Source organism: Pseudomonas sp. BF-RE-21, assembly GCF_019947305.1.
GTDB classification, from domain to species: domain Bacteria; phylum Pseudomonadota; class Gammaproteobacteria; order Pseudomonadales; family Pseudomonadaceae; genus Aquipseudomonas; species Aquipseudomonas migulae.
This window is the reverse complement of sequence record NZ_JAGYGF010000027.1, coordinates 1-22,446: the sequence shown is the minus strand read 5'-3', so window position 1 is coordinate 22,446 and position 22,446 is coordinate 1. Positions and strand designations below refer to the sequence as shown.

15 protein-coding genes are annotated in these 22,446 nt (G+C 60.8%); 10 read left to right on the top strand and 5 right to left on the bottom strand.

Annotated elements, in window-relative coordinates; translation table 11 throughout:
• Positions 1-12: 12 nt before the first annotated feature.
• On the top strand, positions 13-531 hold the full coding sequence (locus tag KGB25_RS17985; RefSeq protein WP_008031507.1) for an ankyrin repeat domain-containing protein: 519 nt from the start codon (positions 13-15) through the stop codon (positions 529-531).
• Positions 532-1,677: 1,146 nt separating this feature from the next.
• On the opposite strand, the gene KGB25_RS17980 is transcribed toward KGB25_RS17985, so the two are convergent.
• The gene (locus tag KGB25_RS17980) at positions 1,678-3,018 is read right to left on the bottom strand and encodes a substrate-binding domain-containing protein (RefSeq protein ID WP_223436102.1); all 1,341 of its coding nucleotides are present in this window, start codon (positions 3,016-3,018) and stop codon (positions 1,678-1,680) included.
• A gap of 202 nt (positions 3,019-3,220) precedes the next feature.
• Positions 3,221-4,033 carry an exodeoxyribonuclease III gene (xthA, locus tag KGB25_RS17975; RefSeq protein WP_008032791.1) on the bottom strand — a complete coding sequence of 271 codons (813 nt, stop codon included), beginning with the start codon at positions 4,031-4,033 and terminating at the stop codon, positions 3,221-3,223.
• A gap of 319 nt (positions 4,034-4,352) precedes the next feature.
• Here xthA and KGB25_RS17970 point away from each other — a divergent pair, with 319 nt between their 5' ends.
• From KGB25_RS17970 to KGB25_RS17940, 7 genes are all read left to right on the top strand, one after another.
• Complete coding sequence (locus KGB25_RS17970; RefSeq protein WP_008032790.1) at positions 4,353-5,003, top strand: GNAT family N-acetyltransferase; 651 nt, start codon at positions 4,353-4,355, stop codon at positions 5,001-5,003.
• A gap of 67 nt (positions 5,004-5,070) precedes the next feature.
• Positions 5,071-6,798: an autotransporter assembly complex protein TamA gene (locus tag KGB25_RS17965; RefSeq protein ID WP_008032789.1), complete on the top strand. Its 1,728-nt coding sequence runs from the start codon at positions 5,071-5,073 to the stop codon at positions 6,796-6,798.
• Positions 6,795-10,463: a translocation/assembly module TamB domain-containing protein gene (locus KGB25_RS17960; protein WP_223436099.1), complete on the top strand. Its 3,669-nt coding sequence runs from the start codon at positions 6,795-6,797 to the stop codon at positions 10,461-10,463. Before KGB25_RS17965 ends, KGB25_RS17960 begins: the two co-directional genes overlap by 4 nt.
• Positions 10,464-10,709: 246 nt before the next feature.
• Positions 10,710-11,183: a MarR family winged helix-turn-helix transcriptional regulator gene (locus KGB25_RS17955; RefSeq protein WP_008032787.1), complete on the top strand. Its 474-nt coding sequence runs from the start codon at positions 10,710-10,712 to the stop codon at positions 11,181-11,183.
• Positions 11,180-12,649 (top strand): efflux transporter outer membrane subunit, encoded by a 1,470-nt coding sequence (locus KGB25_RS17950; protein ID WP_223436097.1) that lies wholly within the window; start codon positions 11,180-11,182, stop codon positions 12,647-12,649. The genes KGB25_RS17955 and KGB25_RS17950 overlap by 4 nt, the downstream gene beginning before the upstream one ends.
• 15 nt (positions 12,650-12,664) lie before the next feature.
• Positions 12,665-13,867: an efflux RND transporter periplasmic adaptor subunit gene (locus KGB25_RS17945; RefSeq protein ID WP_008045127.1), complete on the top strand. Its 1,203-nt coding sequence runs from the start codon at positions 12,665-12,667 to the stop codon at positions 13,865-13,867.
• 159 nt (positions 13,868-14,026) lie between these two features.
• Positions 14,027-15,556: a DHA2 family efflux MFS transporter permease subunit gene (locus tag KGB25_RS17940; protein ID WP_008032779.1), complete on the top strand. Its 1,530-nt coding sequence runs from the start codon at positions 14,027-14,029 to the stop codon at positions 15,554-15,556.
• Between the two features lie 119 nt (positions 15,557-15,675).
• Here the strand turns inward: KGB25_RS17940 and lpxH are convergent, their stop codons facing one another.
• Both lpxH and KGB25_RS17930 read right to left on the bottom strand, forming a co-directional pair.
• Positions 15,676-16,428, bottom strand: a complete 753-nt coding sequence (gene lpxH, locus KGB25_RS17935; protein ID WP_223436095.1) for a UDP-2,3-diacylglucosamine diphosphatase — start codon at positions 16,426-16,428, stop codon at positions 15,676-15,678.
• Entirely contained in the window at positions 16,425-16,928 is a 504-nt protein-coding gene (locus tag KGB25_RS17930; RefSeq protein WP_223436093.1) for a peptidylprolyl isomerase, read from the bottom strand. Before KGB25_RS17930 ends, lpxH begins: the two co-directional genes overlap by 4 nt.
• Before the next feature lie 267 nt (positions 16,929-17,195).
• Here KGB25_RS17930 and KGB25_RS17925 point away from each other — a divergent pair, with 267 nt between their 5' ends.
• Both KGB25_RS17925 and cysS read left to right on the top strand, forming a co-directional pair.
• Entirely contained in the window at positions 17,196-18,896 is a 1,701-nt protein-coding gene (locus KGB25_RS17925; RefSeq protein WP_192227324.1) for a glutamine--tRNA ligase/YqeY domain fusion protein, read from the top strand.
• Between the two features lie 17 nt (positions 18,897-18,913).
• Entirely contained in the window at positions 18,914-20,296 is a 1,383-nt protein-coding gene (gene cysS, locus KGB25_RS17920) for a cysteine--tRNA ligase (RefSeq protein WP_008032770.1), read from the top strand.
• Positions 20,297-20,487: 191 nt separating this feature from the next.
• Here cysS and KGB25_RS17915 read toward each other — a convergent pair whose 3' ends face one another.
• On the bottom strand, positions 20,488-22,329 hold the full coding sequence (locus KGB25_RS17915) for a sigma-54-dependent Fis family transcriptional regulator (protein ID WP_223436091.1): 1,842 nt from the start codon (positions 22,327-22,329) through the stop codon (positions 20,488-20,490).
• Between the last annotated feature and the right edge of the window lie 117 nt (positions 22,330-22,446).

Below are 22,446 nucleotides of genomic sequence, written 5' to 3'. Positions count from 1 at the left end.
GTGGAGTTTCCAATGTCCGATCAAAGCCGCCAGATGACCCCCGAAGAAGCCGCCGAATTTGCCGAACAGGTTTTCAACAAGGCGCGCGAGGGTGATGCGGCGATGATGGCTGCGCTGCTGACCAAAGGCCTGCCGCCGAACCTGCGCAACCACAAGGGTGACACGTTGCTGATGCTGGCCGCTTACCACGGCCATGTGGACACGGTGAAAGTGCTGCTTGAGCACAAGGCTGATCCGGAAATCCGCAACGACAATGGCCAGAGCCCGATTGCTGGCGCGGCGTTCAAAGGGGACCTGGCGGTGGTCAAGGCGTTGGTCGAGGGCGGTGCGCTGGTGGAAGGTGCATCGTTTGACGGTCGCACGGCGTTGATGATGGCGGCGATGTTCAATCGCGTGGAAATCGTTGATTACCTGATCAGCAAAGGGGCGGATCCGAAGGCCAAGGATGCCAATGGGGTTTCGGCGTTGGATGCTGCGAAAACGCTGGGTGCGGTGGATACCGTTGCGCAATTGGAGAAACTGCTGGGCTGATTGAGCATCTGGCCCCGGAACCCCTGTAGGAGCCGGCTTGCTGGCGATGGCGGCCTGATAGTCGATCATTTTTTTTGTCGGAGTACATATCCATTTCTGCGGTAGCGGCGGCTATTGGTTCCGCTCTTACAGCGGGTCACTTGGAAAAGCGCCAAGTAACCAAGCGCTTTTGCCCCTTTCGTTCGGTGCCTCGCTTAGGCTCGGCATGCCCTCGCTCCGGTCCTGCTCCGTGGGCCCGCCGCGATCGGCCATCCTTGGCCGTGCGCGGCTAACCCGGCATCCATGCCGGGTTGCCCACTGCGCAGAACCTGCGCTCGGCCTCTCGAGGGGGCGACTACCGCCACGGCCGCCGAGGCGGCCTGAAAGCCGACCTGGCTCTTCAGTTGTACGCGTTGTCCTTCTTTGATGTGTTCACTCATTCCCTACATGTACACCGCTCCCCTGTAGGAGCCGGCTTGCTGGCGATGGCGTCCGTCCAGTCAATAAATGCGTCGACTGATCCACCGCCATCGCCGGCAAGCCGGCTCCTACAGTTGATCGTGTACATTCCGAACACATATGCATTTCCCCGTAGGAGCCAGCTTGCTGGCGATGGCGTCCGTCCAGTCGAAAAGGAGGGTGACTGACCCACCGCCATCGTCGGAGCGCCGCCCGCAGCAAGCCGGCTCCTACAGTTGATCGTATTTATCCAAATGCATATGCATTTCCCCTGTAGGAGCCAGCTTGCTGGCGATGGACGTCAACGATAACGCGGGCTGTCTGAATGAACGCGTTGCCCAGACGATTTTCGCCAGCAAGCCGGCTCCTACAGGGAATCGCGTTTGCTTTTGATTCCCACCACTCATCAGGCCGAGCGTTAGCTCGCCTTCAGCTTTTGATCTGAGCGCCCCCTCGAGAGGCCGAGCGCAGGTTCTGCGCAGTGGGCAACCCGGCATGGATGCCGGGTTAGCCGCCCCCGGCCATGGATGGCCGATGGCGGCGGGCCCACGGAGCAGGACCGGAGCGAGGGCATGGCGAGCATTAGCGAGCCACCGAACGAAAGGGGCAAGAGCGCTTGGTTACTTGGCGCTTCTCCAAGTGACTCGCCGTAAGGGCGAAACCAATAGAAGCCGTTACCGCAGCAACGGATATACACACAAAACCCAATCAATACACCCAAACCTCAACCCGCCGATTCTTGATCCGCCCCTCATCCGCACTATTGGCCGCCACCGGCATCTCGGCGCCAAAACCGCGAATCTCGCGAAACACCACGCCGCTTTTCACCAACTCCCGCCGCACCGCCATGGCCCGCAATTTCGACAGCAGGTCAGCCCGCGCCGGATCGCTCTTGGCATCGCCAAACCCCACCAACGTCACCTGCCGGTTGGTTTTCTGGTTCTGCTGAAGGTAATCAAGCACCCGCGTCAGATCCTGTCGGGCCTTGTTGTCCAGCGTTGCGCTGCCTTCCTCGAAACGGAAATTCACAGTCAAGCGCTGGGCGTGGCGGCTGAGCGCCTGATAACCCTCGGGCATCAATGCATTGGGCGTAACGGCCATCGCCTGGACGGTCTGGGCAATAAACCCGTTGGCCGCGACGATGGCCTGGCCGTTGCTGCTTTGTGCAAACGCCACCAACGCTTCAGCCCAGGGATTTTTGCCGTTGGGCGGCAGGTAAAAGAACAACCGCCGCGACAATGGATAGTCTTCCGTGGCGATCAGGCTGTTAAGCGGCGGCATCGCCTGGGACTGGCCATCGACGATCGCCACGGCTTTGGCCTGACGCACGTAGGGCAGGCCGATAAAACCGATGCCTTGCGGATCGAGGCTGACCGCGTCGGACAACTGCTCGCTGGATTCGAAACGTTTCGCTGCGCTGTTCAGCGTTTTCCCACGACGACTGAGCACCACTTCCTTAAACGTGTCGTACGTGCCCGATTGGTCATCCCGCGCATACAGGTGAATGGCTCCGCCGCTGCCGCCGAGTTCTTCCCAGGTTTTCACTTCGCCGCTGAAGATTTGCGCCAGTTGTTCGGTGTTCAGTTGATTAAGCGGGTTTTGCGGATGAAGGATGATTGCCAGGCCGTCGATGGCGATCACCTGCTCGGCGCCGGGGCTCTTCAGGTCGCCGAGGGATTGCAGGGCCAGCAGTTCGCTGTCCTTGATCGGGCGCGAAGAGGCGGCGAGGTCCGCCGTGGCGTTTTTCAGGGCGGTGAAACCGGTGCTGGAACCGTGGGCCGCGATGTCCACTATAACCCGGCGGCCCTGGGCGGTTTCGCCGACCACGCGCAATTCGTTGGCTTTGTCCGGGGTTTCGCTGTGGACCTTGAGCAAGCCTTGCTCGCGCATCAAGCCCTCGACCAGCGCCGGGCCCAATGCCGCGCCAATGGTGTTGGAACCCTGGATGCGCAGCGCCGGTCCCTGTTTGGGCGTCGGCAAGTCAGCGGCCGACGCGGTGATGGGCAACCCGGCGCACAGCATTAACAGGAAGAAAACGCGCAGCGTCATGCCGGCACCTTTAAAGAACAAAGAAAGTGTCGGGAGATTAAGTCAGTAAGGTTTCTGAAAGATGACAGTTAACCTTGTAGGAGCGGCCGGTCGACGCTCGATTGCCAGCGATGTGGGTTTGACATTCAACATTTAAGTTGACTGACAAACCGCTATCGCGAGCAAGCTTGCTCCTACAGTTGAGCTGCGTTGAGCCGGGGGATCAGCTCAACTCAAGCCAGATCGGCGCGTGGTCCGACGGTTTTTCCATCCCGCGCAGTTCGTAATCCACGCCGGCATCCTTCACTCGCGGCAACAAGCCGTGGGACGCCATGATCACGTCAATCCGCAGCCCGCGCTTCGGTTCATCCTCAAAGCCACGGCTGCGGTAGTCGAACCAGCTGAATCGGTCGGCCACGTCCGGGTTCAGGTGGCGGAAGCTGTCCACCAGGCCCCAGTTCTTCAGGCGGGCCATCCACTCGCGTTCTTCCGGCAGGAAGCTGCATTTGCCGGTTTTCAGCCAGCGCTTCATGTTGTCCGGGCCGATGCCGATGTCGCAGTCTTCCGGGGAAATGTTCACATCGCCCATCACCACCAGCGGCTGTTCGTTGTTGAACTGGCTTTCCAGCAGGTGCTGCAGATCGTTGTAGAAACGTTCCTTGGCCGGGAATTTGGTCGGATGGTCGCGGCTTTCACCTTGTGGGAAATAGCCGTTCATGATGGTCACCGGCACGCCATTGGCGTCGGCGAAGGTGCCCCAGATGAAGCGGCGCTGGGCGTCTTCTTCATCGGTGACGAAACCTTTGTGCAGTTCCAGCGGTTCCTTGCGCGAGAGCAGGGCAACGCCGTAGTGACCTTTTTGCCCATGGAAATACACGTGATAGCCCAGCGCCTGGATCTCGGCCAGCGGGAATTGATCGTCGTGGACCTTGGTTTCCTGCAGGCCGATCACGTCCGGCTGATGCTTTTCGATCAGCGCCGCCAGCTGATGAGGACGAGCGCGCAGCCCGTTGATGTTGAAGGAGACGATCTTCATGGTCGGCAGTCCTGGCAAAAGGGCGATGCTAGCTGACCTGTGGGATTGGGGCCAGTGTGGGGTGAGGGGATTCGCTGTGTTCTGTCAGATCTTCATTGGCAGTACCGGCCTCTTCGCGGGCAAGCCTCGCTCCTACGGGTTCACATATTTTGTGTAGCGCACCGGTCCTGTAGGAGCGAGGCTTGCCCGCGAAGAGGCCAGTTCAGTCGATGAAGATCCTGACTTTGGTCTATACCTGTCTGGGGAACTGTAAAGCCACCCAAACGCTCGTACCAATAAGAGCGCAGCCACCCGAGCCGCGCCGGGGAGAATGACCGTTATGCCCGAAACCTCGACCGTCATCGCCGATATCCACATGCTCGACAGCGGCTATTCCCGCGAAGCCCGTTCCCTGTTGTACCAGGCCTACCGCCACGAGCCGACCTTCGGCTACCTCTTCGAAGCCGAACGTCCCGGTTATGAACAGCGGGTGCGCGCCACCGTGCGGGAACTGGTCAAACAACATTTTTTGCAGGATTTGCCGGCCATCGGCCTGCTGGTCAACGACCGCTTGATCGGTATCGCGCTGATCGCGCCGCCGCAACGACGCCTGGGCATCACCGAAAGCTGGGCGTGGCGCCTGCGGATGGTGCTCAGCACCGGGTTTCGCTGCACCCGCCGCTACCTCGAATACCACGACGCGGTGATGGCCTGCGTGCCGTCCGATTCGGTGCACCTGCTGCCCTTGCTGGGGGTTCACCCGCAATTTCAGGGCAAGCACTTCGGCGAACAACTGCTGCAGGCGGTCCATAACTGGTGCGCGGTCGATGAGCATTCCCAGGGTGTAGTCCTCGATACCGGGAACCCGCGTTATCTGGAGTTCTATAAACGTCAGGGCTACGAGGAAATCGGTGAAGTGGCGGTAGGACCGATCCGCGAGCACGTGTTTTTCCACGCCAACCCACAGGTGCTGCAAACCGCCACGGCATAAAACGGTAGAACTTTCGCGGGGCGCGAGGCTCTATCACGCTCCCACGCTCGTGATAGCATCCGCGCCTATGAAGTTTCCAGGAAGAATTACCAGCGGCGTGCTGATGCTGATCACCAGCTGCGCGGCGCTGGCGCAAAGTGAATTGGATGTGCGGATCAAACCGTCCAACGATGAACTGAAGGCCAATATAGAGGGCTATATCGGCAGCCTCGGCGATCGTGACGAGGAGGCCTTGTTGCGCTTCAGTCGTGGCGCCGAAGAACAGGCGCGCAAGGCCGCCCAGGCCTTGGGTTATTACCAGCCACAGATCGACACGGACGTGAAGGGCGGCAAGACACCGCGCCTGGTCATGAACATCGATCCCGGCGAGCCTGTGCATTTGCGCAATGTCACTATTCGCATCGACGGCCCTGCGGCCTCCCTCAAAACCTTTCGTGTGCCGAAAAGCAATGCGCTGAAAACCGGCGCGGTGCTCAATCATGGCCGCTACGAAGACGCCAAGCGGCTGATCCAGAACCAGGCTTCGCGTTACGGTTTCTTCAGCGGTTATTTCACCCGGCAGAAACTGGCGGTCGACCCGCGAGCCGGCGTTGCCGACATCGAACTGATCTACGAAAGCGGCCCGCGTTACACCTTGGGTAAAGTCAGTTTCGAAGGCGATACGCCGTTCGACGAAGAGTTGCTGCAACGCATGGTGCCGTTCAAGGCGGGTGAGCCCTATGACTCCGAACTGATCGCCGAACTGAATCAGAACCTGCAGGCAAGCGGGTACTTCGAAGGCGTGCGCGTCGACGCCGCGCCGACGGCGTCCAAGAACGATGTGATCCCGGTGGACGTCAAGCTCGACACCCGCAAGCCGCGAACCATGGGCCTCGGCCTGGGCTATTCCACAGACGTTGGCCCTCGGGTCAAGGCCAACTGGACCCGGCACTGGGTCAACCCTCAAGGCCACAGCTATGGCTGGGAAACCGAAGTCTCGGCACCACGGCAAAACGTCGGGCTGTTCTACGACATTCCGCTGGACCCGCCGCTGACCGACAAACTGCGTTTCGCCGGTGGTTATCAGAGCGAAGAAATCGCCGACAAGGACAGCCTGAGCAAACTGCTGACCCTCGGCCCCGAATGGCACAGCAAGTTGCCCAGCGGCTGGCAGCGGGTGGTGTCGCTGAAATGGCAGCGCGAAGAATATCGACTCGGCGATGACTCGGGGCTGAGCAATCTGCTGATGCCCGGCGTCAGCTATTCCTACCTGAAAAGCGACAACCGCATCGACCCGCACAACGGCTATCGCCTGCAGTTCGAAAGCAAAGTGGCCAAGGAAGGCTTGGGTTCCGACAACAACCTGCTTTACGGCACCGCGCTGGTCAAAGGCCTGACCACGGTGTTCGATAAACACCGTTTCCTCGGTCGGGTGCAGGTGGGTGGCAGTGCCACCAATGGCTACAAATCGGTGCCGCCGTCGCTGCGCTTCTTCGCCGGTGGCGATCAGAGCGTTCGCGGTTACGACTACCAGAGCCTGTCCCCGGAAAACTCCGACGGCGACCGCATCGGTGGCCGCTACATGATTGCCGGCAGCGTCGAGTATCAATATTCCATCGCCGAAAAATGGCGGGTCGCAACGTTCGTCGACCAGGGCAATTCCTTCAACAAACTCGAACTGCCCGACCTCAAGACCGGCGTCGGTATCGGCGTGCGCTGGGTGTCGCCGGTGGGGCCGATTCGCCTCGACCTGGCCCACGCGATGGACGACGACGGCGGCATACGACTGCACTTTTCCATGGGGCCTGAGCTGTGAAGCGTGGTTTGAAAGTAACGCTGCTGACGATTCTGGCGCTGCTGATGCTGGTGCTGCTGGCCGTGACCACGGTGCTGGGCACCGCGACGGGCAGCCGCTGGGCGCTCGGTTTTGTGCCGGGTTTGACGGTCGAGAATTTCCAGGGCCGTCTGGGCGGCCAGTGGAGCGCCGATCATCTGGTCTGGCAGCAGGACACCAGCCGGGTTGAACTGAGCAAAGTGATTTTCGCCTGGTCGCCGTTGTGCCTGACGCGCATGGCCCTGTGCATCGAGCAACTGAAAACCGATCAGGTCAGCCTGCAATTTCCACCGGGTCCTGAAGAGCAGAGCAGCGGACCGATCACCTTGCCGGACCTGAAATTGCCACTGGCCATCGAGCTGGGCGACGTGCAGGTCGGCAGCTTGCTGTTCAACGGCAGCGAAGAACTCAAAGGCCTGCAACTGGCGGCGCACTGGACCGAGCAGGGGATGCAGATCGACTCGGTGCAACTGCAACGCGACGACCTCAGCCTGAATCTGTCCGGCCTCCTGCAACCCAACGGCAACTGGCCGCTCAAGGCTGAAGGCAAACTGACCCTGCCGGCGCCCGAGCCCTGGGCGCTGACGCTGAAAATCAACGGCGACCTGCTGAAAACCCTGAAGCTCACCGCCGACAGCAGCGGTTACCTGAACGGCCAACTGACCGGCGAGTTGCAGCCGCTGGTGGACAACCTGCCGGCCAAGGTGCGGATCGTCGCCGACGGCTTCAAACCCAGTGCGGACCTGCCGGACACCCTGCAACTCAATCAGCTTGAACTGACCGGCGACGGCGACCTGAAAAACGGCTACCAGTTGCGCGGCAACGCCACGCTGCCCGCTGAGCAAGGCCCGGTTGCACTGATGCTGCAAGGCAAAGTCGACGCCAACGGCGCACAGATCGCCGCGCTGGACCTGACCGCCAACGACAAGCAAAGTCTCAAACTCACGGGTGTTCTGGACTGGAGTAAAGGCCTGAACGCCACGGCGAAAATCGACTGGCTGGATTTCCCCTGGCACCGGCTCTATCCGCTGATCGACGAACCTGAAGTGGCGTTGCGTAGCTTCAACGGCGAAGTCTCTTACACCGACGGCAAATACCTCGGCAACTTCAAGGCTGCACTGGATGGCCCGGCCGGGGCGTTCAGCCTGAGCAGCCCGTTCGCCGGCGACCTGACGAAAATCTACCTGCAACAAATCCAGCTCGAAGCCGGGCAGGGCAAGGCCGAAGGCCACCTGAACCTGCAATTTGCCGATGGCATTGCCTGGGACACCGCGCTGGACCTGTCGGCGATCAACCCGGCGTATTGGGTCGCGGAATTGCCGGGCACCCTGGCCGGACCGCTGCGCAGCAAAGGCGAGATGAAGAATGAACAACTCAGCCTGAACGCGGACCTCGATCTGAAGGGCAAACTGCGTGGCCAGCCGGCCATCCTGCAAGCCAAGGCCGATGGTAGCGGCGAGCAATGGAACCTCAGCGCGCTGCAAATCCGCCTCGGTGACAACAGCATCACCGGCAAAGGCAGCCTGCAACAGAAACTCGCCGGCCAGATCGACATCAAGCTGTCGCGCCTGGCGCAGCTGTGGCCGCAACTGCGCGGCCAGCTCAATGGTCGCGTCGATGTCGCCGGCACGCTCAAGGCACCGCAAGGCAAGCTCGGGCTGCAAGGCACGCAACTGGTGTTCGAAGATAATCGCCTGCAAAGCCTGAATCTCGACGCCACGCTCGACAGCGCGCAACGGGCGAAAATCGATTTCAAGGGCTCGGGCATCCAGGCCGGCGACACGTCGCTGGGCACGCTGACGGCCAGCGGTCAGGGCGATATCAAAAACCAGAAACTGACGCTCGACCTGCAAGGCCCGCAACTGAAACTGGCCCTGGGCCTCGACGGCAATCTGGACAAAGGCAACTGGCGCGGACGTTTGGCCAGCGGAGACATTCAGGCCGGTGGCCAGGACTGGAAGCTGCAAAACCCGGCGAAACTCGAACGGCTGGCGGACGGCAAAATCAACTTCGGCGCCCATTGCTGGATGTCCGGCCCGGCCAGTTTGTGCGGTGAAGACCAGCGCCTGATGCCGGAACCGAAGTTGCGTTATCACCTCAAGCAATTCCCGATTGAAAGCCTTGCGCAATGGCTGCCGAAGGATTTCGCCTGGAAGGGCCGGCTCAACGCCGATCTGCAACTGGACCTTCCGGCCAGCGGCCCGAACGGCCAGATCAGCCTTGATGCCAGCGGCGGCACCCTGCGCATCAAGGAAAAGGATCAGTGGCTGGACTTCCCCTACCAGGCCCTGAAACTCACCAGCAAACTCACGCCCAAGCGCATCGACACCGACCTCAACTTCGTCGGCGGCAAGCTCGGCGAATTGAGTGTGCAGGCGCAGATCAATCCATTGCCGAAGAACAAACCGCTGACCGGCGCGTTCCGCCTCAATGGCCTCGACCTGTCCGTGGCGCGACCGTTTGTGCCGATGGTCGAGAAGCTCACCGGACGCCTGAATGGCAGCGGCACGATTTCTGGTGGGCTGCTGGCGCCTTTGGTCAACGGCAACCTGTTGCTCAGCGACGGCGAGATTTCCGGTCCTGAATTGCCGATGGACCTTGAAGCATTGCAGCTTCAAGCGCTGATCGCCGGCGAAACCGTGCAGTTGAACGGTGGCTGGAAAAGCGGCAAGAGCGGGCAGGGCAGCTTGACCGGCAACATCGCTTGGGGTCAGGCGCTGGTGGTGGACCTGGCGCTCAAAGGCACGCAGTTGCCGGTCACTGTCGAACCGTACGCCAAGCTCGAAGTGGCGCCGGACTTGAAGATTTCGATGAAGGGCGACGAGCTGGCCATCGCTGGCAAAGTGCTGGTGCCAAAAGGCGAAATCACCGTTCGCGAGTTGCCGCCGTCGACGGTCAAGGTCTCCGATGACACGGTGATCATTGGCACGCAGACCGAAGAGGGCAAACCGCCGCTGGCGATGAAAATGGACATCGACGTGGCGGTCGGCGAAGACAAACTCAGCTTCGCCGGGTTTGGCCTGACCGCCAACCTGCAAGGGCACGTGCACATCGGCGACAACATGGACACCCGCGGCGAGCTGTGGCTCAACGACGGGCGTTACCGGGCCTACGGCCAGCGGCTGACAGTGCGTCGGGCGCGTTTGCTGTTTGCCGGCCCGATCGATCAGCCGTACCTGGACATCGAGGCGATTCGCCAGACCGACGACGTCATCGCCGGTATTCGCCTGAGCGGCAGCGCCGAGCAGCCGACCACGCAGATCTTCTCCGAACCGGCGATGAGCCAGGAACAGGCCTTGTCCTATCTGGTGCTCGGGCGTCCGCTGAGCACCACCGGTGAAGACAACAACATGCTGGCGCAGGCCGCGCTGGGGTTGGGCCTGATGGGCAGTGCCGGGGTGACCGGCAAACTGGCCAGCGATCTGGGGATTCAGGATTTCCAGCTCGATACCGAGGGCAGCGGCAATACGACGAGTGTGGTCGCCAGCGGCAATATCTCCGAGAAGCTCAGCCTGCGTTATGGCGTTGGCGTGTTTGAACCGGCCAACACCATTGCCCTGCGCTACAAGCTGAGCAAGAAGGTGTACCTCGAAGCGGCGGGTGGCGTGGCCAGTTCGCTGGATATCTTCTACAAGCGGGATTTCTAGGTCCCGTCCTTTCCGAAACCGAGTTGCTGCCATCGCGAGCAGGCTCGCTCCCACAGTGGATTTGTGTACACCGCAGAACCAATGTGGGAGCGAGCCTGCTCGCGATGGCGTCAGTGTGTTCACCACAAAAATCCGCACCATTTATCCATCAAATACAAAGCAACCTAACTATTACGTTGACATTGGCTGCCTAGGCAGTAACATCTCGACATACATTCTCTGCCTAGGCAGCTAATTGGTGGTCAGATGAAACATTTCACCCCGGACGAATTCAAGAACTGCCATCTCGGTCTCCTGCTCGGGCGCGCCGCGCTGCTCAAGGACCGGATCATCGACACGCACATGGAACCCCACGGCATCACCGCCGCGCAGTTCAAAGTGCTGATCATCATCGCCCAATACGGCGTCGATACCCCGGCCGAACTGTGCCGGCACCTGTCGCTCGACAGTGGCTCGATGACCCGCATGCTCGATCGTCTGGAACAGAAAGGTTTCCTCGCCCGCCAACGCTCCGAAGCGGACCGCCGTCAGGTGCAGCTTGTGTTGACTGAGCAAGGCCAGCAGTTGGCTGACCGCTTGCCGGTGATCGGCGCCGACGCGATGAACGAACTGGCCGGTGCGATCACTCCGGATGAGCTGAAAACCCTGGAACAGATCCTGAAGAAAATTTTGGTGGCAGCCGGTGACTCGATCACGCTGCTGCGGGTAGGTGACAAATGAGCAGCAAAACCTTGCGCGCCGGCCTGAGCCTGGTGCTCGCGGCCATGACCCTGGCCGGTTGCGCCAGCTACAGCGGCCTGACCACCGAAGGCAAAAGCCTCGATGCGAAAGACCTCAAGGCCGGGCAATCACTCAGCGGCGTGACCCTGTCGCCTGCGGCCTGGCCGAAAAGCGACTGGTGGAAAAGCCTCGGCGACCCGCAGCTCGACGGTCTGATCCGCGAAGCCCTGCACGACAGCCCCGACATGCAGATCGCCGACGCCCGCGCCCATCAGGCCAGCGCCGCCGCGTATGCCGCCGACGCCGCGCGGATGCCGACCCTCGATGCCAGCGCCGGCGTCAGCCGTTCGCGTCTGGCCCGGGATCAAGACCCGAGGGGCGAGGGCGATGCCTACTCCACCGTGCGCAACATCGGCGCCAGTTTCAATTACAACTTCGACCTCTGGGGCGGTCAGCGCGACGCCTGGGAAGCCGCGTTGGGCCAGGCCCGCGCTGCCGAAGTCGATCAGCAGGCCGCGCAGTTGACGCTGTCTGCCGACGTCGCCCGCGCCTACAGCGATCTGGGGCAGGCGCACATCGTTTATGACCTGGCCAACGAAGACCTCAAGCGCACCCGGCAAATGCTCGAACTGAGCCAGCGTCGCCTGAGCTCCGGGATCGACAGCCAGTACCAGTTCCAGCAAACCGAAAGCCTGGAAGCCACGTCTGAAGCCAGCCTGATCGACGCCGAGAAACGCCTGCAAAGCGCGAAAATCGCCTTGGCAGTCTTGCTCGGCAAAGGACCGGATCGCGGCAACGAAATCGCCCGGCCGAAGATTCTTCAGGCCAGCGCCGTGGCTTTGCCGTCGGTCCTGCCCGCCGAGTTGCTCGGTCGTCGTCCCGACCTGGTGGCCGCGCGCTGGCGGGTCGAGGCGGCCAGCAAGAACATCGACGCCGGCAAGACCCGGTTCTATCCCAACCTGAACCTCAGCGCGGCGGCCGGTGCCGAATCGTTGCTGGGTGACGCGATGTTCGGTTCGGCCAGTCGTTTCTTCAACATCGCACCGACCATTTCCCTGCCGATTTTCGACGGCGGCCGCCTGCGCGCCGACCTCGATGCCCGCGACGCCGATTACGACCTCGCCGTTGCGCAGTACAACAAAAGCCTGGTGAAAGCCCTCGGTGATGTCAGCGACACCATCAACCAGTTGCGTGACATCGGCCGGCAGATCGGCGCTCAGCAGCACGCCACCGACATTGCCCAGGATTCTTACAACACCGTGGTCCAGCGGTACGGTTCCGGCATCGGCAACTACCTGGACGTGCTCAGCATCGAGCAGCAATTGCTCCAGGCCCAGCGTCAGCTGGCCAACCTGAATGCCGAGCAGATCGACCTGTCGATCCAACTGATGCAGGCGCTGGGCGGCGGTTTTCAGGGCGAAACCCTGACCGCGGCCAACGCAACCCCAGCCACGCAGCACAACTAATTCAAGGTAATGGTCATGGCCACTGCACAAAACACACAAACCTCCGGCAACCCGCAGGACACCAGCAACCCGCGCAAACGCAAAGTCATGCTGGTGGTCCTGGCCATCGTGGTGGTCCTTGCCGGTGTCGGCGTCTGGGGTTATCACGAATTCTTCGGGCGCTGGAACGAAAGCACCGACGACGCCTATGTGAACGGCAACGTGGTGGAAATCACGCCGCTGGTCACCGGCACCGTGGTCAGCATCGGCGCAGATGACGGCGACCTGGTTCATGAAGGCCAGGTGCTGGTGAATTTCGACCCGAACGACGCCGAAGTCGGTCTGCAAAGTGCCCAGGCCAACCTCGCTCGCACCGTGCGTCAGGTGCGCGGCTTGTACAGCAATGTCGACGGCATGAAAGCCCAGGTCAATGCCCAGCAGGCGGAAGTGCAGAAGGCCCAGGACAACTTCAATCGCCGGAAAAATCTCGCGGCGGGCGGGGCGATTTCCCAGGAAGAACTGTCCCACGCTCGCGATGACCTGACCTCGGCGCAAAACGCCCTGGCCAACGCCAAACAGCAACTGAAAACCACCAGCGCCCTGGTGGATGACACCGTGGTGTCGTCGCACCCGGACGTGATGTCGGCCGCCGCGCAATTGCGCCAGGCGTACCTGAACCATTCCCGCAGCACTCTGATTGCACCGGTGACCGGTTACGTCGCCAAGCGCTCGGTACAACTCGGTCAGCGGGTTCAGCCGGGCACCGCGCTGATGGCGGTGATTCCGCTGGATCAGTTGTGGATCGACGCCAACTTCAAGGAAACCCAACTGCGCGACATGCGCATTGGCCAACCGGTGGATATCCAGGCTGACCTGTACGGCAGCGACGTGAAATTCAGCGGCACCATCGACAGCCTCGGCGCTGGCACCGGCAGCGCGTTTGCCCTGCTGCCGGCGCAGAACGCCACCGGGAACTGGATCAAGATCGTGCAACGTGTGCCGGTGCGGATTCACATCAACGCCGAAGAACTGGCCAAGCACCCGTTGCGCGTGGGCCTGTCGACTCAGGTCGATGTGAACCTGCGCGACCAGAGCGGCCCGGTGCTGGCGCAACAGCCGCCGCAAAAGGCGTCGTTCAGCACCAGCGTCTACGACCGTCAGTTGGCCGAGGCCGACGCGATGATCACGCAGTTGATTCACGACAACAGCGCAGCGGTCAGCAAAACCGCGCAACGCTGACACCGACCCTGTGGGAGCGAGACCGGCTTGCCGGCGATGGCGGATTAACATTCAACATCATTGTTGAATGAGCCACCGTTATCGCGAGCAGGCTCACTCCTACAAGGTCAGCTGCGTCTTTAATGGGCGCAGCGCCCATCAGGTTTCAAAGGATCCGCGATGAGCAATAACGCGTCTTTCACCCCGCCCAGCCTGCTGCTCAGCACCATCGGCCTGTCGCTGGCGACTTTCATGCAAGTGCTCGACACCACCATCGCCAACGTGGCGTTGCCGACGATTTCCGGCAACCTGGGCGTGAGTTCGGAGCAGGGCACTTGGGTGATCACCTCGTTTGCGGTGAGCAATGCGATTGCGCTGCCGCTGACTGGCTGGCTCAGTCGGCGATTTGGCGAAGTGAAACTGTTTCTGTGGGCGACGATCCTGTTTGTGCTGGCTTCGTTTCTCTGCGGTATCTCTACCTCGATGCCGGAGCTGATTGGCTTTCGGGTGTTGCAAGGTCTGGTGGCCGGGCCGTTGTACCCGATGACCCAGACGCTGCTGATCGCGGTCTATCCCCCCGCCAGGCGCGGCATGGCCCTGGCGTTGCTGGCGATGGTCACGGTGGTGGCGCCGATTGCCGGGCCGATTCTGGGTGGCTGGATTACCGACAGTTATAGCTGGCCGTGGATTTTCTTCATCAACGTGCCAATCGGGGTTTTCGCGGTGATGGTGGTGCGTTCGCAGCTCAAGGCGCGGCCGGTGGTGACCAGTTATCAGCCGATGGATTACGTCGGCCTGATCACGTTGATCATCGGTGTCGGCGCATTGCAGGTGATCCTCGACAAGGGCAACGACCTCGACTGGTTCGAATCGAATTTCATCCTCATCGGCGCGGCCATTTCCGCGATTGCGCTGGCGGTGTTCGTGATCTGGGAAATGACCGACAAACACCCGGTGGTCAACCTGCGCTTGTTCGCGTATCGCAACTTCCGCATCGGCACGATTGTGCTGGTGTTGGGTTACGCCGGGTTCTTCGGCATCAACCTGATTCTGCCGCAATGGCTGCAAACGCAGATGGGCTACACGGCAACGTGGGCCGGGCTGGCGGTTGCGCCAATCGGGATTCTGCCGGTGATCCTGTCGCCGTTTGTCGGCAAGTACGCGCACAAGTTCGACCTGCGGTTATTGGCGGGCCTGGCGTTCCTGGCGATTGGCCTCAGCTGCTTCATGCGCGCCGGGTTCACCAACGAAGTGGACTTCCAGCACATCGCCCTGGTGCAGTTGTTCATGGGCATTGGCGTGGCGCTGTTCTTCATGCCAACCCTGAGCATTTTGATGTCGGACCTGCCACCGAGCCAGATCGCCGATGGCGCCGGCCTCGCGACGTTCCTGCGGACCCTGGGCGGCAGTTTTGCGGCGTCGTTGACCACGTGGATCTGGATTCGCCGGGCGGATCAGCATCATGCGTACATGAGCGAGAGCATCAGCACCTACGAACCGGCGACCCGCGAGGCCCTGAATGCGCTGGGCGGCGCGAACAACCCGGCGTATGCGCAGCTCGATCATGTGCTGACCAGTCAGGCGTACATGCTCTCCACCGTGGATTACTTTACGTTGTTGGGGTGGGCGTTCATGGGGTTGATCGTGCTGGTGTGGCTGGCGAAACCGCCGTTTGCGGCAAAGGCCGGGCCCGCGGCCTCCGGCCATTGAGCGAATCCCTGTAGGAGCGAGGCTTGCCCGCGAAGGCGTCGGATCATTCAGCATTGATGTTGACTGACACGATGCCTTCGCGGGCAAGCCTCGCTCCTACAAGGTTCCAGTGTTTGGCGTTAGCTCGTGGGGGATGCGAGTTGTGGCGGCGGGGTGAAGTCAAACGGCGCCAACGCAAACCCGCTCTCATCCACCTGCAACGCCCACCCTTGGCGATCCCAATCCCCCAGCACAATGCGCTTGGCCGCTTGCTCGCCAATCTGCAACTTGTGGATGGCCGGGCGATGGGTGTGCCCGTGGATCAGGGTTTTCACGCCATAGGCCTGCATCACCCGTGGCACTTCGTCCGGCGTGACATCGACAATGTCATTGGCCTTCATCCGCGTCTGCGCACGGCTTTCGCTGCGCAGTTTGCGCGCCAGTTTATGGCGGGTGCGCAACGGCAAGTGGCGCAGGATGAACAGGGTGATCGGGTTGCGCAGGTAACGACGCAGCTTCATATATGCCTCGTCGCGGGTGCAGAGGCTGTCGCCGTGCATCAAGAGCACCGGCTCACCGTTGAACTGCACGACACTCGGGTCCTTCAACAGCGTACAACCGGCCTGTTTGCAAAAGGCCTGGCCGAGCATGAAGTCACGATTGCCGTGCATCAGAAAAATCGCCGTGCCGCTGTCGCTGAGGTCGCGCAGGGCCTGGCAGATGGAACGCTGGAAGGGCGTCATGGCATCGTCGCCAATCCACGCTTCGAAAAAGTCGCCGAGGATGTACAACGCACTCGCCGAGCGGGCGCGTCCGGCGAGCAAATCCAGAAACGCCCGGGTGATGTCCGGGCGCTCCTCTTCCAGATGCAAGTCTGAAATCAGCAATATCACTCAATGATCTCGGCTTTCTCGATGATCACGTCGTCTGCTGGTACGTCCTGGTGGCCGGCCTTGGAGGTGGTGGACACGCCTTTGATCTTGTCGACAACTTCGGTACCGGCGGTCACTTTGCCGAACACTGCGTAGCCCCAGCCCTGAACGTTCTTGCCGCTGTGGTTCAGGAAGCTGTTGTCAGCGACGTTGATGAAGAACTGGGCGGAAGCCGAATGCGGCTCCATGGTGCGGGCCATGGCGACGGTGTACTTGTCGTTGGAAAGACCGTTGTCGGCTTCGTTCTGGATGCTTGGGCGCTTGTCTTTCTTTTCTTTCATGCCTGGCTCGAAACCGCCGCCCTGGATCATGAAGTTACCGATGACGCGGTGGAAAACAGTGTTTTCGTAGTGACCGGCTTTAACGTACTCGATGAAGTTGGCCACGGTGATCGGGGCTTTCTCGGCGTTCAGTTCCAGGACGATGTCGCCGTGGTTGGTGGTCAGTTTGACTTGGGTCATGATCAGAGACTCTTTTTTGGAAATGCGTTTTCTGGGAATTCGTGGGTTTCAGGGCTGTCGAGCCCTCAACCGGTCCGGCCGATGTCGGCCAAGGTGCGCAGTTTAGCGCGACAGACGCCAATTTCGAGGCTGTTTTTCATTTGCATCCGATTAAATGCAGCCGTTTTCGGGCCTGTACTGTCAGCGACTTGACGGCTTCGGCTATGATAGCGGCTTTGTTTTATCAGGCCCGTGTTCCGGCCGCGCACTTGTACGTTCAAGGATCCTATGAGCAAGCCCACTGTCGACCCTACCTCGAATTCCAAGACCGGCCCTGCCGTGCCGGTCAATTTCCTGCGCCCGATCATCCAGGCGGACCTGGACTCGGGTAAGCACACGCAGATCGTCACCCGTTTCCCGCCTGAGCCCAACGGCTACCTGCACATCGGTCACGCCAAGTCGATCTGTGTGAACTTCGGTCTGGCCCAGGAGTTTGGCGGCGTCACCCACCTGCGTTTCGACGACACCAACCCGGCCAAGGAAGACCAGGAATACATCGACGCCATCGAAAGCGACGTCAAATGGCTGGGTTTCGAATGGTCCGGCGAAGTGCGCTATGCCTCGCAGTATTTCGACCAGTTGCACGACTGGGCCGTTGAACTGATCAAGGCCGGCAAGGCCTATGTTGACGACCTGAGCCCTGAACAGGCCAAGGAATACCGTGGCACTCTGACCGAGCCGGGCCGCAACAGCCCGTTCCGTGATCGCAGCGTCGAAGAAAACCTCGACTGGTTCGCTCGCATGCGCGCCGGCGAGTTCCCGGACGGCGCACGTGTGCTGCGGGCCAAGATCGACATGGCTTCGCCGAACATGAACCTGCGCGATCCGATCATGTATCGCATCCGCCATGCGCATCACCACCAGACCGGTGACAAGTGGTGCATCTACCCGAACTACGACTTCACCCACGGTCAGTCGGACGCCATCGAAGGCATCACTCACTCGATCTGCACCCTGGAATTCGAAAGCCACCGTCCGCTGTACGAGTGGTTCCTCGAGAACCTGCCGGTGCCGGCGAACCCGCGCCAGTACGAGTTCAGCCGCCTGAACCTGAACTACACCATCACCAGCAAGCGCAAGCTCAAGCAGCTTGTGGACGAGAAGCACGTCAATGGCTGGGACGATCCGCGCATGTCCACGCTGTCCGGCTTCCGCCGCCGCGGCTACACCCCGGCGTCGATCCGCAATTTCTGCGACATGATCGGCACCAACCGTTCCGACGGCGTGGTTGACTTCGGCATGCTTGAGTTCAGCATCCGTCAGGACCTCGACGCGAACGCCCCGCGCGCCATGTGCGTCCTACGTCCGCTGAAGGTCGTGATCACCAATTACCCGGAAGACAAGGTCGACCACCTCGAACTGCCTCGTCACCCGCAGAAAGAAGAACTCGGCGTGCGCAAGCTGCCGTTCGCCCGTGAAATCTACATCGACCGCGATGACTTCATGGAAGAGCCGCCAAAAGGCTACAAGCGCCTGGAACCGGCCGGCGAAGTGCGTCTGCGTGGCAGCTATGTGATCCGTGCCGACGAAGCGATCAAGGACGCCGATGGCAACATCGTCGAACTGCGTTGCTCGTACGACCCGGAAACCTTGGGCAAGAACCCTGAAGGCCGCAAGGTCAAAGGCGTGATTCACTGGGTGCCGGCCGCGGCCAGCGTCGAGTGCGAAGTGCGTCTGTACGATCGCCTGTTCCGCTCGCCGAACCCTGAAAAGGCCGAAGACAGCGCCAGTTTCCTGGACAACATCAACCCTGATTCGCTGCAAGTACTCACTGGTTGTCGTGCTGAACCCTCGCTGGGCAATGCACAGCCGGAAGACCGTTTCCAGTTCGAGCGCGAAGGTTACTTCTGCGCGGATATCAAGGACTCGAAACCAGGTGCTCCGGTATTCAACCGTACCGTGACCTTGCGTGATTCGTGGGGCCAGTGATTCAAGGAACCTCTAACGTGCTTTCGATCTACAACACGCTCACCAAGAGCAAAGAAGTATTCAAACCGCTGGATGGCAACAATGTGCGCATGTACGTCTGCGGGATGACCGTGTACGACTACTGCCACATTGGCCACGGCCGCAGCATGGTCGCGTTTGACCTGGTGACCCGCTGGTTGCGGTTCAGCGGTTATAACCTGACGTATGTGCGCAATATCACCGACATTGAAGACAAGATCATCAATCGGGCCAAGGAGAACGGTGAGCCGTTCGACGTGCTGACCGAGCGCATGATCACCGCGATGCACGAGGACGAGGCGCGCCTCAACATCCTCAAGCCGGACATGGAACCGCGGGCCACCGATCACATCGCTGGTATGCAGACCATGATCCAGACCCTGATCGACAAGGGTTACGCCTACGCACCGGGCAATGGCGACGTGTACTACCGCGTCGCCAAGTTCATGGGCTACGGCAAGCTGTCGCGCAAGAAGATCGAAGACCTGCGCATCGGCGCGCGGATCGAAGTCGACGAGTCCAAGCAGGACCCGCTGGACTTCGTGCTGTGGAAAGGCGCCAAGCCGGGTGAACCGAGCTGGCCATCGCCGTGGGGCGACGGTCGTCCGGGCTGGCACATCGAGTGCTCCGTGATGTCGACCTGCTGCCTGGGCGAGACCTTCGACATTCATGGCGGCGGCAGCGACCTTGAGTTCCCGCACCATGAAAACGAAATCGCCCAGAGCGAAGCGGCCACCGGCAAGACCTACGCCAACGCGTGGATGCATTGCGGCATGATTCGCATCAATGGCGAGAAGATGTCCAAGTCCTTGAACAACTTCTTCACCATTCGCGACGTGCTGGAAAAGTACCATCCGGAAGTCGTGCGTTACCTGCTGGTGTCGAGCCACTACCGCAGCGCGATCAACTATTCGGAAGACAACCTCAAGGACGCCAAAGGCGCACTCGAGCGTTTCTACCATGCGTTGAAAGGCCTGCCGACTGTCGCGCCTGCTGGTGGCGAAGCGTTCGTCGAGCGCTTCACCCAGGTGATGAACGACGACTTCGGCACGCCGGAAGCCTGCGCGGTGCTGTTCGAGATGGTTCGCGAGATCAACCGTCTGCGCGAGAGCGATCTGGATGCGGCGGCGGGTCTGGCGGCGCGTCTGAAAGAACTGGCGAGCGTGCTGGGTGTGTTGCAGCTTGAGGCCGATGACTTCCTGCAGGCCGGTGCCGAAGGGCGGGTTGATGCGGCTGAGGTTGATGCGCTGATTGCTGCGCGTCTGGCGGCTCGCGCCGGTAAGGACTGGGCGGAATCCGACCGTATTCGCGATCAACTGACCGCGATGGGTGTGGTGCTGGAAGACGGCAAGGGTGGTACGACCTGGCGTCTGGCTGACTGATTGCTGCGTTCGTTACAAACAAAACCCGCCTTGTGCGGGTTTTTGTTTTTCGTATGGGCATCAGGGATGTGGAGTTGCGGCTGACGTCATCGCCAGCAAGCTGGCTCCTACAGGGGGCGAGTCGTACACAACATTCGCGAACGACTCGACCCCTGTAGGAGCCGGCTTGCCGGCGATTGACCGCGCAGCGGTCAGCTGTCTGATTGACGCAACCTTTTATAGAGGGTGTTGCGACTGACCCCCAGCCGCCGCGCCAGATGGGAAATATTCCCCCCAGCCGCCTGCAACTGCCGATTCAAATCCTCCACATCATTCAAATCAACCGCCAGCGGTTCATCCACCTCGACCGGCTCCATCTCCAGATCGACAAAAAAATCATCCGGCAAATGCTCCGGCCGCACCGGTTGCTCTTCCGCCATGGCCAGCGCCACCTGCATCACGCTGCTGACCTGCCTTAAATTCCCCGGCCACGGATGACGGCCGAACAATTCCATCACCTCACGGCTCAGCCCGGCCCACTGCGACGGTTCACGGTGTTGTTCCCACAAGCGTTTGAACAGCGCCTGCTTGTCGCTGCGTTCCCTGAGCGGCGGCAATTCCAGGGTCAAGCCGCCGATCCGGTAATACAGGTCTTCGCGAAACCGTCCCAACTGAACCTGCTCGCGCAACGAGCGGTTAGTCGCCGAGATAATGCGGATGTCCACCGGGAACAGCTCGCTGCTGCCCACCGGCTGCACGCAGCGCTCCTGCAACACCCTTAATAGCCGGGCTTGGGTTGGCAATGGCATGTCACCGATTTCATCGAGAAACAGCGTGCCTTTGTCGGCCTTGCGAATCAGCCCGATGCTGCCTTTCTGATTGGCACCCGTAAACGCGCCTTTCTCGTAGCCAAACAGCTCGGACTCCACCAGTTCGGCGGGGATCGCTGCACAGTTGACGGCAATGAATGGTTGTTTGCTGCGAGAACTGGCCTGATGCAGCGCTTTGACGAACACTTCCTTGCCGACCCCGGTTTCGCCGTGGATCAACAGCGGAATGTCTTTCTCCAGCAGGCGCTCGGCCTGGCGCACGGCTTTTTCCACTCGGCTGTCGCCGAAATGCAGGGTATTGAGGCTGATGGCGGCGGGTGCGGGTGTCGCCACGGCGGGCTCGGCGAACATTCTTGCCTGGATCGGCGCCTGTTTCGGCCGCTTCAACAGGCACTGGAAGCGGTTGCGCCCGGACGCCTGGAGGGAGAAGGGCAGGCCGTCCGGCTGATTCAGCAGTTCCAGCAACGAGACCTTGAACAGGCTTTCGACACTGACCCGCGACAGGCTGATGCCCAGCAGATTGTCGGCGCGGCGATTGGCTGAGAGCACCTGGCCGGTCTCATCGAAAATCAACAATCCCGCCCATTGGCTGTCGAGATTGTTCAACCCGGTGTTGAACGTCAGTTGAAAGTGCTGGCCGTGGAACAGGTTGAGGATCAGCCGGTTTTCCACGGTCTGGCTCATCATCTTGACCATGCCGAGGGTGTGGGACGGCGGCAGGTAACTGTCACTGGACACATCCAGCACCGCGATGACCTTGCGTTCGGCATCGAAAATCGGCGCGGCGGAACCGGTCATGAAGCGGTTGGCCTTGAGGAAGTGTTCATCGTGCTCGATGTGCACCGCCTGCTCACAGGCCAGGGCGGTGCCGATGGCATTGGTGCCGCTGCAACGCTCCATCCAGCTGGCGCCGGCGCTGAAGCCGCGAGTCAGGCTCGGCTCGATGAAGCGCTGGGTGCCCCAGGAGGTCAGGACCTGGCCCTGATTGTCGGCGAGCATGATCAGGCAATTGGAGTTGCTGAGGATGTTTTCGTAGTAGGGCAGGACTTCCTGATGGGTGGTCTGCACCAATGAATGCTGGCTTTCCAGCAACTGCGCGATGTCCGCCGCCGGTAGCTGGTCGAATGCCGGGGCACTCTGATGATCGAGCCCGAACGCGCGGCAACGGGACCAGGAGTCCTGGATGATGGCGTCGTGGGACAAAACGGGGGCAGGTGCGGCCATTACAGTCAGCCTCTGAATAACGCTTTTATTGTTGTTATAGGTATTCCCCCTGTGGGAGCGAGCCTGCTCGCGATTACGGTGGGTCAGTCGAAATCAAATTGACTGACCCACCGTAAT